Below are 12734 nucleotides of genomic sequence, written 5' to 3'. Positions count from 1 at the left end.
GATATTCATGGTAACGTAAACAGTGAAACAGCTACGGTAACAGTAGAAGATAAGATTAAACCAATAATTACTTGTGCATCAAATGATACGCGATTTATTGACCCTTATCAAACATACTACACTGTAGATGGAACAGAGTTTGATGCAACGGCTACAGATAATTGTGAAATTGCTTCAATTACTTATACAGGTGGCTCACCTAGTTCAAGTGGGTCTTTAATGGATGGAGTCCAATTATCTTTAGGAACAAATACAATGAGTTGGACGGCGTTAGATGTTAATGGAAATGACTCTGATTGCACAACAATTGTTGAAGTAATAAAACGCCCAACAACATTAACATATAATGGCGATTTAGTTGAGCAATATTCGGATAGCGTCGATTTATCTGCAACCTTAACTGATGATGTATCTGGAGATGGTGTCCAAGGAAAAACAATAACATTCACTATCGGGTCACAATCAACAACGGCAGTCACTAATACAAGTGGTGAAGCTTCTACAACTTTAATTTTAACTCAGGATCCAGCAGGTATATATACAGTAAATGCTGAATTTACTGAAGATGCTAGTTACCTTGGTAGCAGTGATAACAAATATTTCGATATTACTCAAGAAGATGCCATTGTAAATTATACGGGGCAATCGCTTCAGGCAACACCGAATGCTAATAGCACAAGCACTACAGTAATTCTTAGTGCTAATATTCAGGATATTACAATTAATCCTAGCAATACGCTTTATGATCCATACCAAGGAGATATTTTGAATGCAAGATTAAAGTTTGTAGATAGAGAAGGCACTTTTGATTCTGGTTGGTTAGATGTTAACGATTTGATAGACCCAGTAACGGGTACAGTAAGCTACGAATGGGCAACTTCAATATCTGGAAATAACACATCCGAATCATTTACAATAGGAATTATTGTTGATACTGGTTTTTATATTAGAAATTCTAGTGAAGATGATACGGTTGTTACTATTTATATTCCAACAGGAGATTTCATCACTGGTGGTGGTTACATATTACCAAATGCTTCAGCTGGTGAATATGCTTCAACCGATGGCTTGAAAACAAATTTTGGTTTTAATGTGAAGTATAATAAAAAAGGAAATAAATTGAAAGGGCATATGAATGTCATTTTTAGAAGACTAGAGAATGACGGCATTATACACGTGTATCAAATTAAAAGTAACGCCGTACAATCTTTAGGTGTTGATGTTTCAGATGAAGATGCACAATTTGCTACATTCATAACAAAATCTAATTTAAAAGACATTACAGATCCTTTAAACACAATTTCTTTAGGGGGTAATCTAATTTTAAAAGTAGATATGACCGATAGAGGAGAACCAGGTGAATTTGATACGATTGCATTTAATTTAACCGATGAAGGGTCAGGAGAACTTCTTTACTCAAGTAATTGGACTGGAATTGCTACAGATGAATTGCAACTTACAGGGGGGAATCTTAAAGTCCATAGTGGATTTAGTTTAGGTAATACTAGTAGTAAGGCTACAGAACCATTAGCAGAGGAGTTATTTGACAGCTTAGAATTAGTATCATGGCCAAATCCATCGGACGATTACTTTATTCTTAAATTAAAATCTAAAAACACGGTTGATAAAATGTATATCCAGGTTTTTGATTTAAATAACAGATTAGTTTCCTTTAAAACGGGTATTCCAAATAGGGATTATAAAATTGGGGCAACGCTGGAAGCTGGATTATATTTTGTAACAGTTACTCAAGGTAATGCTACTAAAATTGTAAAACTTATTAAGCATTAGGAAATTTAAATAAGATAATTTATAATAAGCAGGGTTTTAATTGATTTTGAGACCCTGTTTTATTTTATTGTCTCTCAAGAAGGCATTTCAATTCTACGAGCAGAAAAATGTTTATGAACAGTTGTGTTTACTGGAGGAAAAAGTTAAAGCCGTCTTGATTTTAAGGCACTGGATCATAGCCGGAACCTCCCCAAGGATGACAACTAAAAATACGTTTTAACGCTAACCAACCTCCTTTAATCAACCCATGTTTCTGTAAAGCTTCTTTGCTGTATTGTGAACAAGTTGGATGGTATCTACAAGTCGCAGGCGTCAGTGGAGATATAAGTGTTTGGTACACTTTTATCAGAATCAAAAACGGTGCAATGAGAAGTTTTTTCATTTTGTGTTAGTCTGTCAGGTTGAGCATAGTCGAAACCTACTTTTTGCGTTTAATGATAAAATAATTCTCAACTGCACTAGAACCGACAAACATTCTTAATTTGTTGAAAAAGTCGTACCGTCTTTACCATCTTTAAGTTGAATACCAACTGCAGCTAATTCATCACGTATTTTGTCAGAAAGTGCAAAATCTTTATTGGCTCTTGCGTCTTGTCTTAATTTAATTAACACATCTACAGCTCCTGCAAGTTTATCGGTTCCAGAATCGCTTTCATTTGTATTTTTGAGTCCTAGAACATCAAAAACAAAATCGTTAATAGTGTTTTTTAGTAACGCTAAATCTTCAGCATTTAAAGTTTCAAAACCTTCTTTTATTTGATTGATATATTTCGCTGCTTCAAATAAATGAGCAATTAAGATTGGTGAATTAAAATCATCATTCATCGCATCATAACACTTCTGTTTCCATACTTGAATATCTAAAGTTGAGGAGTTTGAAGCTTTTAAATCACTTAATAGATTTACGGCGTCCATTAATCTGTGAAGCCCTTTTTCACTAGCTAATAAACCATCATCGGTTAAATCTAATACACTTCGATAAGAAGACATGGCATTAAAAAACCTTATAACACTCGGCGAGTAAGCTTTACTGAAAAATTTGTTTTTTCCCGATAAGAGTTCGTCAGGATTTACAGTGTTTCCTGTAGTTTTAGACATGCGTTGACCGTTTAGCTCTAGCATGTTAGCGTGCATCCAATAATTTACGGGACTTTTACCTTTAGCCGCTTCATTTTGTGCTATTTCACATTCGTGATGCGGAAATTTTAAATCCATTCCACCACCATGAATATCAAATTGTTCACCTAAATACTTGGTGCTCATGGCAGTACATTCAAGGTGCCATCCAGGGAAACCATCACTCCAAGGGGAAGGCCAGCGCATAATATGTTGAGGTTCGGCTTTTTTCCAAAGCGCAAAATCTTGTGGATTTTTTTTGTCACTTTGACCATCTAACTCACGTGTATTATGAATTAAGTCTTCAAGCTTTCGTTTGCTTAATTTACCGTATTCGTTGGTTTCGTTAAACTTGTGTACATCAAAATAAACCGATCCGTTTACTTCATAAGCAAAACCATTATCAATGATATTTTTTATTAACTCGATTTGCTCAATGATATGTCCTGTTGCTGTAGGTTCTATGCTTGGAGGTAAAAAGTTTAGTGTATTTAAAATATTATGAAAATCGACAGTGTAGCGCTGAACAACTTCCATAGGTTCAATCTGTTCTAAACGCGCTTTTTTTGTGATTTTATCTTCACCAGCATCAGCATCATTTTCTAAATGTCCAGCATCAGTAATGTTTCTAACATATCTTACTTTATAGCCTAAATGCTTAAGATAGCGAAATACCATGTCGAAAGACATAAAAGTTCTCACGTTACCTAAATGTACATTACTGTATACAGTAGGCCCACAAACATACATGCCTATGTAACCTTCGTTTATAGGTTTGAAAAGTTCTTTTTTGCCGGTAAGTGAGTTATATAATTTAATCTGTTGTTCTTCGTAGAGTTGCATAGCTGTTAAGTCGTTAGGACTTTAGAAAATGATTTCGTAATGAGTTAATCTTATTAGTAATAGATTCCACTTCAAATCTAATATTTTTAAAGTTTTCTTCGGAAATAAATCCAAGTTCTTTTGATATTAATGCTTGGTTTAATAATTCTAGAGCGGAACTATAAGCTAAAGTCATGAAGTGTGCTCTATCTTTTTGAGTTAATCTTGCAGTACCTTCAGCAATATTTGAAGAAACAGAAACAGAACATCTTCTCATTTGAGAGGTAAGTCCAAATTTTTCTTCATTTGGAAATAATTCTGTAATTTGATAAGTTTTTGCTGCCAATTTAATAGCTTCTTTCCAAACGTCTAACTTTTCAAAAGAATATACATGCATTTTTTAAAAGTTTAGTTGTATGTCGTGTACTAGTAAAGTTGATTATTTCTATCCAACTTAACAGCTTTACGACTAAACATCAAACATCTTAGAACTTAGTATCTAATTTTATGTAATCTAGAAATTCACGACGAGTAGCCATATCTTTGAATTTTCCTCCAAATTCTGAAGTTACCGTGCTACTTTCTATATCTCGAATACCTCTAGAATTCACACAAAGGTGTTTAGCATCAATTACACAAGCCACATCTTTAGTACCTAAAACTTCTTGAAGTTCTCTTACAACTTGAATTGTTAAACGTTCTTGTACTTGCGGACGTTTTGCAAAATAATCAACAATTCGATTCATTTTAGATAACCCAACAACGGTGCCGTTAGATATATAAGCAATATGAGCACGCCCAACTATTGGCAACAAATGATGTTCGCAAGTTGAATATACAGTTATATTTTTTTCAACAAGCATTTCTCCATACTTGTATTTATTTTCAAAAGTAGAAGCACTTGGCTTTTTATTAGGATCTAAGCCACCAAAAATTTCTTTAACAAACATTTTAGCAACACGATTAGGCGTTCCTTTTAAACTGTCGTCTGTTAAATCTAATCCAAGAGTTTCCATGATGTGACGCACGTCATCTTTTATAATGTCTATTTTTTCTTCGTTAGAAAGTTTAAAAGCATCATTTCGCATTGGTGTATTTTCAGAAGTACCAATGTGCTCATTTCCTAAGGCATCAAAATCTTCCAAGTTGTTATCAAATTTCATGATTAAAAGCTCAAAATTTAATTTGCAAAGATAAGCATTTCTGTTTTGCTATAATTGCAGTTTAAAAATAATTAATATTAGACTTAGTCTGCTGTTTTAAGTTGAAATTACAGCATAATAAAAAAAAGCTTGAACGTTTTGATTCAAGCTTTATACCTTTAGTTTCAAAATGTGTTAAATATTAAATCCTAATGATAGGGTTATATTAGAATTTGATCTGTCTATAGAAGCCGTATCAATAAGACCAACATTATATAGTGGTGTTGAATCTGTACGCTCCCATTTATCATATGTAATGTCTAATTTAGTATTGCCGAAGTTGTATCCAAGTCCTAAAGAAAAGCCGGTTAGATCGCCTACCGTAATCCCGTCTGCGTATGGGCTTTCTTCAAAACGATAACCACCTCTAAAACTGAATTGTTCGTGCTTGTATTCGGCACCAAAACGGTAAGTTGCTGCATCAGTTAAAATTTCACTTATGGCGTTATTTAAATTTGAATAATCATTTTCTGGAGTAAACTTCGTTTTGCCATAATCTTTTTTAGAATAATCAAAACTTATCAGTCCTTGTTGTCCAAAAACATATGCTAAACTACCTGTGATTTTCGCTGGTGTTTGTAGTTTGTATCTTGGATAAACGTTTACAATACTTCCTATAAAGTCCATATCAGAATCCGATTGATTTGTCTCAATTAATTGTGAGGCCTCTTCATCAATAGAATACCATGTAGGTGAGTCGTATGTCAATCCAGCTCTAAACTCTGGCGATAATTTCATGATACCACCAATTTGAAAAGAAAATCCGTTTCCAGTTGTTGACAATGCGTTATCAAAATCAATAAAGTTTATTGACCCTCCGTTGGCATTATCCTCCATTAAAGAGGTACTTTTTTGAAAATCAATAAAATGTGAATTCAAGTTGATTCCCAAATAAAGATTGTCTTCATATTGGGCTGCAAGGTTAAATGAGATTTTTCCGTTATAACCGGTGCTTGTATATAGGTAATCTTGATCGAATGTACCATCAACTAAATTTGAAAAATATGTAGTGTTTTCATCATCATCAGCGTCAGGTTCTAGAATAAATGATTGATATCCTAAAAAGGCTTGTTGATGTGCAAAGCCGAAAACATTACCGATATCTGCATAGGCATCCTCAATAAACTCGCCATCTAATAAGGAGATGTCTCCTAACCTTACACCATCTGCGTAGTTTAAGAAATAGAGGTCTATAGATTGATTGTTGGTATTGGTTCCAACTGCATTCCAAACATCATCATAATTGTTAGTCCTTTCATAAGCAATACCTAGGGTGAATTTTTTCCAAGGCGAATTGTTATTTCGGTTTGCAAATACAAACGCAGCACCACCCTGATTAATATTGAAATCAGAAGTATTTGTATTTGTAGAGCTGTTAAAGTAATTGGCATTATTTTCTAAATCAACGTTTGAGCCAGAAAAAGAAGCATGACTTCTGCTAAAAACGGCAGAACTAGCTGGGTTTGCACTAACAGCACTCATATCACCACCCAAGGCACCAAAAGCACCACTTAATGCTCTAAAACGGGCAGTTCCTTGAATTTCACTTTGTGAAAATCTTACGGCATCACTTATATCTTGCGCGTAAATTGTAGACATAGATAGTAAACCTATGAACAGTAAATTTAACTTTTTCATATCTTGAATTTTCTCTTTAATAAATTAGGATTAACGTCTTCTACCACCACTTGATGATCTCGAGCTACTTCCAGAACTTCTACTACTTGATGATGATCGAGAAGCAGAACTTGACCTAGAACTAGAAGAACTAGATCTTGGTGAATAACTTCTATTGTTACTAGACGAAGATGATCTTCTATATGTACCAGAATTTGAGCTACTTCTTGACGATTGACCATAAACTGAACTTGAGCTTCTTCTTGCTGTTGAAGCTGATGATCTTACTGCTGAATTAGAAGAAGGTGTTCTCGCAACTGTTGAACGTCTTACCACTCCTGATGATGATCGTGTTCCGTTAGGGTTGTACGTTCTTCTCGTAGTTGTAGCGGAATTAGCATTTGAAGCAACACTTCCTCGACGCGATGTATTGTATTTTGAAGTTGTTCTACCTTGAGTAGTTACAGAGTTTCTTCGCGTTAAGTTATTGTTCGAGCTTCTAGCATTACTTGCATAGTAGCTACCTCTTCGACTATTGCTGTAAGACACATTATTTCTGTAACCTCTGTTGTTATAATATCCACGATTGTAGAATCCTCGGTTGTAAAATCCTCTGTTGTAACCCCAGTAATTGTTAAATGCCCAACCACCATAAAAACCACCATAATAAGGTGGACACCAGAATGGGTCATAGTATCCCCAAGTATTCCAGCCGCCATAAAAGCCACCGTTCCAACCCCAGTTATTCCAACCCCAGTTGTTGCCCCAACGGTTCCAACGATTCCATCCGAAGCCAAAACCTCCGTTCCAACCCCAGTTGTTCCATCCGTTGTCTATATAATTAATGGTGATATTGTTGCTATCTTGTCCCCATCCGGCATATCCTTGATAGTCATTGGTTAGGGTGTCATTTTCAACATAGTTAGGACCTTCATAAGCATCAATATCTGTAAAGATTTCGTCGCCCGCATAAATATTTTCAGATTCTATGGCTTTCGTTTTAAAATAGTCCTTATAATAATTACTATTTGCTTCGTTTTCCACTTTAACAACAGCCTCCGTATTTGGTGGTGTATATGTATCACCATAAATTCCATCACTGTCTACTCCAACATATTGGTAAGATCCACATGAAGCTAAGCCAAATAGCAGGCCAAGTAGGGCTACAAATGGCACTTTTCGTTTAAGGTAGTTGTTAAATTGCATATCTCGATAATTTTATTGTTGAACATAACAAAAATAGTTAGTTTTGCTAAACTATTTTATTTACAATAGTCACAATATTTGTGCCAAAACAAAAATATGAGCAAAAAACTTACAAGTAGAGCAGAGGATTATTCAAAATGGTATAATGAATTGGTCGTTAAAGCAGACCTAGCGGAGAATTCGGCGGTTAGAGGTTGCATGGTAATTAAGCCCTATGGTTATGCAATATGGGAAAAAATGCAAGCAGAATTAGATAGAATGTTTAAAGAAACTGGGCATCAAAATGCCTATTTTCCGTTGTTTGTACCTAAGAGTTTATTTGAAGCTGAAGAAAAAAATGCCGAAGGTTTTGCCAAAGAATGCGCCATAGTAACCCATTATAGATTACAAAATGATCCTGACAAACCAGGAAAATTGAGAGTAGACCCTGAAGCGAAGTTAGAAGAAGAGCTTATTGTAAGACCAACAAGTGAGGCTATTATTTGGAATACCTACAGAGGATGGATACAATCTTACAGAGATTTACCACTATTAATTAATCAATGGGCTAATGTAGTGCGCTGGGAAATGCGAACACGTTTATTTTTACGAACGGCTGAATTTTTATGGCAAGAAGGGCATACTGCTCACGAAACAAAGGCAGAAGCATTGGCTGAAGCCGAATTAATGAATAATGTTTATGCCACTTTTGTTGAAAAGTTCATGGCTATTCCGGTTATTCAAGGCTTAAAAACAGAGAGCGAGCGTTTTGCAGGTGCAGATGAAACCTATTGTATTGAAGCTTTAATGCAAGATGGTAAAGCGTTACAAGCAGGAACATCGCATTTCCTCGGTCAAAACTTTGCAAAAGCATTTGATGTGAAATTTGCTAATAAAGAAGGAAAACAAGATTACGTTTGGGCAACTTCTTGGGGTGTATCAACTCGATTAATGGGCGCCTTAATAATGACACATAGCGATGATAACGGATTGGTTTTACCTCCAAGTTTGGCACCAAATCAAGTGGTTATTGTTCCTATATATAAAAGTGAAGACGATTTAAATGCTATAACAGAGGTAGCAAATAAGATTATTTCAGATTTAAGAGCCAAACATATTTCTGTTAAGTATGACAATAGAACTACACACAGACCTGGAGCTAAATTTGCGCAGCACGAATTGCAAGGTGTACCACTTAGAATTGCTATAGGAGCAAGAGATTTAGCTAATGGTACTGTAGAGTTAGCACGTAGAGATTTGCTAACCAAAGAAGTTGTGGCATTATCAGATTTGAATGATAAAATTGAATTATTATTAAAAGAAATACAAGATTCTTTATTTAATAAAGCACTAGAATTTAGAGATACACATATAACAGAAGTTGATAATTTTGAAGAATTTAAAACAGTTTTAGAATCTAAAACAGGTTTTATTTCTGCGCATTGGGATGGTACAAATGAGACTGAAGATAAAATTAAAGAGCTTACAAAGGCAACAATTAGGTGTATTCCTTTAGAAGGAAAAATAGAGCCGGGTGTTTGTGTGTACTCAGGAAACCCTTCAAAACGTAGAGTATTGTTCGCAAAGGCGTATTAATTAGTGCTGAAAATGAGGTAAGTAAAATTTTTTTTAAAAAAAGATTATCTACCTCTTGCAACATTTAAAAATAGTTGTATTTTTGCATCCGCAATGGAAACGTTGTGAGTTATTTGAAAGATATTGTAAGTATAGATTTAAGTATTTATATTTGCAGACTCAAACCAAATGGCCCGTTCGTCTATCGGCTAGGACGCCAGGTTTTCATCCTGGTAAGAGGGGTTCGATTCCCCTACGGGCTACAATTAAAAAATTAAGAAAAAAACAAAATGGCAAATCATAAGTCAGCATTAAAAAGAATTAGAAGCAACGAAGCAAAACGCTTAGTGAATAAGTATCAGCACAAAACGACTCGTAATGCTATAAAAAGATTACGTGAGTTAACTGATAAGAAAGAAGCTGAGGCTTTATTTCCATCGGTTGTTTCAATGTTAGATAGATTAGCAAAGAAAAACATTATTCATGCTAACAAAGCTGCTAACCTAAAATCTGGTTTAGCTAAACATATAGCTGCACTTTAATTTAAAGTTTAAAATAATTAAAAGCCTCTCAGAAATGAGAGGCTTTTTTTATACTTAATCATTAAATTTTATTATTTAAGTTAAAGTTGTTTTAATTGGAATAAAAACGAAGAAAAGTGTCTTAAATTGACTTCTAAAATTTAAATTTGCATTTCACTGAAAGTATAAATTAAATCATCTTATCCGTTGGAAAATAAAGAAGCACAGAAATTAATTGATAAAATTCTTAAAAACCTAGACAAGACTGGGATTAATACAGAAGGCTTAGTAGAAAATCTTAAAACCTTAAGAGGTTATGCTTTAGAAGCACAAATTCCTTTAGTTGTAAAAGTATTACGATTAACTTACGAGCATATTGAAGCGAATGAATCTTTCTTAATACCTATTCTTGATGATGAGCCTATAGAAGAAGATGGTGATGTGGTAAGTGGTGATAACGATCCCGTTGAAAGCCTTAAATACTTAATTTCGTTGTTAAAGAATTTAAACAATAAAGGTAATATAGCCGATTTGAAAGAGTATAGAGATCTTCTAAATGATTTCTAAATAAACAGATTTTATTAATAAAGTAAAACCTCGACAACATTTGTTGTCGAGGTTTTTTTTGTTTCATTTGGAATTTGATTGAGCATATTAAAGTACTCGATCGATGTGGTAAGATTCTAAATCTTTTTTAGATTTTTTATTTGTTCTGGTTTTATAAGTTTTTTCGATCTTAATTTGAATCTTTTCAGAATTGCTAAATGAGAATCAAAATTATATAAAAATTCTTTCTTTATCATTCGTATTATGACCTAAATCAGGATTTAAATAACATATGACAATTGTCATAAAATCACATGAGTATTACAATGAAATTTGCATAGAATTAACAAAAGTAATAATATGAATAATTTAATAATAGCTGATAAATTAAAGATTATTGGATTAATAGCTTTAATTTTTTTACTTCCTAATTTAATACAAGCACAAGAGTTTAGTTTAAATAATCAAGAATCTACATTAGCCGTTTATGGTACTTCAAGTTTACATGATTGGCATGTTACTGCTGAAAATAAAAGTGGGAAACTTATTTGTACAAACCTAGAAACAGGAGAACTTCAATCATGCAGTTTTAAAGTTTTAGCAGAAAGTCTTAAAAGCGGTAAAGGCTCAATGGACAAGAATACTTATAAGGCTCTGAAAACAGATAAGTATAAATCAATAAGCTATGAGCTTGTTGAAGTTAAAGAAATCATAAACCAAGGCGCTGGAAAATTTTTAATAAAAAGTTTAGGGAACTTAACAATAACAGATACTAAAAAGCTTACACCTATAGATTTTGACCTCTTTATCGAAGATGGTAAAATAACTTTAAAGGGCGAGAAGGCTATTAAAATGACTGATTATAACATAGATCCACCAAAAGCTTTATTTGGTACAATAACTACCGGAAATGACTTAACAATTAAATTCACATCAATTTATAAATAATTTTTACAATCAACTTAAAAATAACAACCATGAAAAAACTAATTAAAAGTAGTATATTTTTTATCGCTGTATTAACAGCAACCAGTTTTTATGCTCAAAATAGAAATTTGGATAATTATAGACAGCCAGATAAAAATGGCATAAATGTATTTGAAGCACCAAAAGATACCGTTTCAACTTTTACAGATGTAAAGGTAAGAGTAGGAGGGTCTTCAACCTTACAATTTCAATCTTTAGACCACGAAAACTCTGGTGCTGTAGCTTTAAAAGAAATTGGCACAAACTTTAATTTAGCTACTGCCAATTTAGATTTAGATGTAGCTTTATATGATGGTGTTAGAATGCACTTACGTACTTACCTGTCTTCTCGTCACCACCCAGAACCATACGTAAAAGGTGGTTATTTCCAAATTGATAAATTAGATTTTATTAGCGAAGGATTCTTAAGCAATTTCATGAAGCATGCTACAATTAAAATTGGGCACATGGAAAATAACTATGGTGATGCTCACTTTAGAAGAAGCGATAATGCACAAACTATTTACAACCCGTTTGTTGGAAACTTAATTATGGACGCTTTTACAACCGAGGTTGGAGCAGAGTTATACTATCAGTGTGATAGTGGATTATTAGGAATGATAGGGTTTACAAACGGTAAATTAAATCAAGCAGTTGATAATCCAGATACTGGTGGCGCTTCTTTCTTGGCTAAGTTAGGTTACGACAAACAACTTAATAACGACTTAAGATTAAGACTAACGGGGTCTCTTTACAACACAGGAGCTGTAAGAACATCTTATTTATATAGTGCAGATAGAACAGGATCTCGTTATTACTTGGTATTAGAAGGTGAAGACGCGACAACAAAGGGTAACTTTAGATCAGGTCGATATAACCCAAATTTTGGTAATGAAATTACAGCAATTATGTTTAACCCTTTTGTAAAATATAAAGGATTAGAGTTTTTTGGAACCATTGAAACATCAAAAGGAAAGAGTAATTCTGAAACTGAAGAAAGAACTGCAAAGCAATTTGCTGGTGAGTTAATATATAGATTCGGTAACACTGAAAACTTTTATTTAGGTACACGTTACAATAAAGTAGATGCCGAAGATGCAAGTGGTGATGATGTTGAGATATCAAGATTTCAATTAGGTGCCGGTTGGTTTATGACGAATAATATTTTATTAAAACTAGAATACGTGTCACAAAAACATGATGGTTATAGCGCTACAAGTATTTTTGACGAAGGTAAATTTAACGGTTTAATGGCTGAAGCCGTAATTAGTTTTTAATTAATTTAAGTACATTTATTCACAAGTCTCAAAAAGTAATCGATTTAATTATTTGTAAAAGTATTTAAATTAGCATTATTTTTGAGACTTTGAATTTTGCAGAAGTATAAAGCATG

At 33.6% G+C, this 12734-nt stretch carries 12 protein-coding genes and 1 tRNA gene; 7 read left to right on the top strand and 6 right to left on the bottom strand.

What is annotated here, in order from left to right:
• On the top strand, positions 1-1791 hold a 1791-nt coding region (locus tag BUA46_RS12410), incomplete at its 5' end, for a T9SS type A sorting domain-containing protein (RefSeq protein WP_143148133.1).
• Between the two features lie 160 nt (positions 1792-1951).
• On the opposite strand, the gene yidD is transcribed toward BUA46_RS12410, so the two are convergent.
• The 6 genes from yidD to BUA46_RS12380 form a co-directional block, all read right to left on the bottom strand.
• Positions 1952-2173, bottom strand: coding sequence for a membrane protein insertion efficiency factor YidD (gene yidD / locus BUA46_RS12405; RefSeq protein WP_026010155.1), 222 nt, complete (start codon positions 2171-2173; stop codon positions 1952-1954).
• A 95-nt stretch (positions 2174-2268) separates the two neighbouring features.
• Positions 2269-3750, bottom strand: a complete 1482-nt coding sequence (gene cysS, locus BUA46_RS12400; RefSeq protein WP_019388757.1) for a cysteine--tRNA ligase — start codon at positions 3748-3750, stop codon at positions 2269-2271.
• Between the two features lie 13 nt (positions 3751-3763).
• Entirely contained in the window at positions 3764-4126 is a 363-nt protein-coding gene (locus BUA46_RS12395) for a four helix bundle protein (RefSeq protein ID WP_019388758.1), read from the bottom strand.
• Positions 4127-4214: 88 nt separating this feature from the next.
• Positions 4215-4892, bottom strand: coding sequence for a GTP cyclohydrolase I FolE (gene folE / locus BUA46_RS12390; protein WP_019388759.1), 678 nt, complete (start codon positions 4890-4892; stop codon positions 4215-4217).
• Positions 4893-5066: 174 nt separating this feature from the next.
• Positions 5067-6569, bottom strand: a complete 1503-nt coding sequence (locus BUA46_RS12385; RefSeq protein WP_026010156.1) for an OmpP1/FadL family transporter — start codon at positions 6567-6569, stop codon at positions 5067-5069.
• A gap of 30 nt (positions 6570-6599) precedes the next feature.
• Positions 6600-7754 (bottom strand): hypothetical protein, encoded by a 1155-nt coding sequence (locus BUA46_RS12380; protein ID WP_019388761.1) that lies wholly within the window; start codon positions 7752-7754, stop codon positions 6600-6602.
• A gap of 96 nt (positions 7755-7850) precedes the next feature.
• Between BUA46_RS12380 and proS the strand changes: the two genes are divergently transcribed.
• From proS to BUA46_RS12350, 6 genes are all read left to right on the top strand, one after another.
• Complete coding sequence (gene proS, locus BUA46_RS12375; protein WP_019388762.1) at positions 7851-9329, top strand: proline--tRNA ligase; 1479 nt, start codon at positions 7851-7853, stop codon at positions 9327-9329.
• A gap of 170 nt (positions 9330-9499) precedes the next feature.
• Positions 9500-9571, top strand: a tRNA-Glu gene (locus BUA46_RS12370).
• Between the two features lie 27 nt (positions 9572-9598).
• The gene (gene rpsT, locus BUA46_RS12365) at positions 9599-9850 is read left to right on the top strand and encodes a 30S ribosomal protein S20 (RefSeq protein WP_019388763.1); all 252 of its coding nucleotides are present in this window, start codon (positions 9599-9601) and stop codon (positions 9848-9850) included.
• Between the two features lie 186 nt (positions 9851-10036).
• On the top strand, positions 10037-10396 hold the full coding sequence (locus BUA46_RS12360; RefSeq protein WP_019388764.1) for a hypothetical protein: 360 nt from the start codon (positions 10037-10039) through the stop codon (positions 10394-10396).
• Positions 10397-10735: 339 nt separating this feature from the next.
• A complete protein-coding gene (locus BUA46_RS12355; protein ID WP_019388766.1) occupies positions 10736-11323 on the top strand; it encodes a YceI family protein in 588 nt (195 codons plus the stop codon).
• A 29-nt stretch (positions 11324-11352) separates the two neighbouring features.
• Positions 11353-12618 (top strand): TonB-dependent receptor, encoded by a 1266-nt coding sequence (locus BUA46_RS12350; RefSeq protein ID WP_019388767.1) that lies wholly within the window; start codon positions 11353-11355, stop codon positions 12616-12618.
• The last annotated feature ends 116 nt before the right edge of the window (positions 12619-12734 follow it).

This window comes from Algibacter luteus, from assembly GCF_900141715.1.
In the GTDB taxonomy this organism is placed as follows: domain Bacteria; phylum Bacteroidota; class Bacteroidia; order Flavobacteriales; family Flavobacteriaceae; genus Arenitalea; species Arenitalea lutea.
The sequence above is the reverse complement of the archived record's forward strand: the minus strand, read 5'-3'. Positions and strand labels throughout refer to the sequence as shown.

Coding starts and splice junctions, on each gene's coding strand:
- yidD (WP_026010155.1), bottom strand. CDS start 2,173: ATGAAAAAACTTCTCATTGCACCGTTTTTGATTCTGATAAAAGTGTAC.
- cysS (WP_019388757.1), bottom strand. CDS start 3,750: ATGCAACTCTACGAAGAACAACAGATTAAATTATATAACTCACTTACC.
- BUA46_RS12395 (WP_019388758.1), bottom strand. CDS start 4,126: ATGCATGTATATTCTTTTGAAAAGTTAGACGTTTGGAAAGAAGCTATT.
- folE (WP_019388759.1), bottom strand. CDS start 4,892: ATGAAATTTGATAACAACTTGGAAGATTTTGATGCCTTAGGAAATGAG.
- BUA46_RS12385 (WP_026010156.1), bottom strand. CDS start 6,569: ATGAAAAAGTTAAATTTACTGTTCATAGGTTTACTATCTATGTCTACA.
- BUA46_RS12380 (WP_019388761.1), bottom strand. CDS start 7,754: ATGCAATTTAACAACTACCTTAAACGAAAAGTGCCATTTGTAGCCCTA.
- proS (WP_019388762.1), top strand. CDS start 7,851: ATGAGCAAAAAACTTACAAGTAGAGCAGAGGATTATTCAAAATGGTAT.
- rpsT (WP_019388763.1), top strand. CDS start 9,599: ATGGCAAATCATAAGTCAGCATTAAAAAGAATTAGAAGCAACGAAGCA.
- BUA46_RS12355 (WP_019388766.1), top strand. CDS start 10,736: ATGAATAATTTAATAATAGCTGATAAATTAAAGATTATTGGATTAATA.
- BUA46_RS12350 (WP_019388767.1), top strand. CDS start 11,353: ATGAAAAAACTAATTAAAAGTAGTATATTTTTTATCGCTGTATTAACA.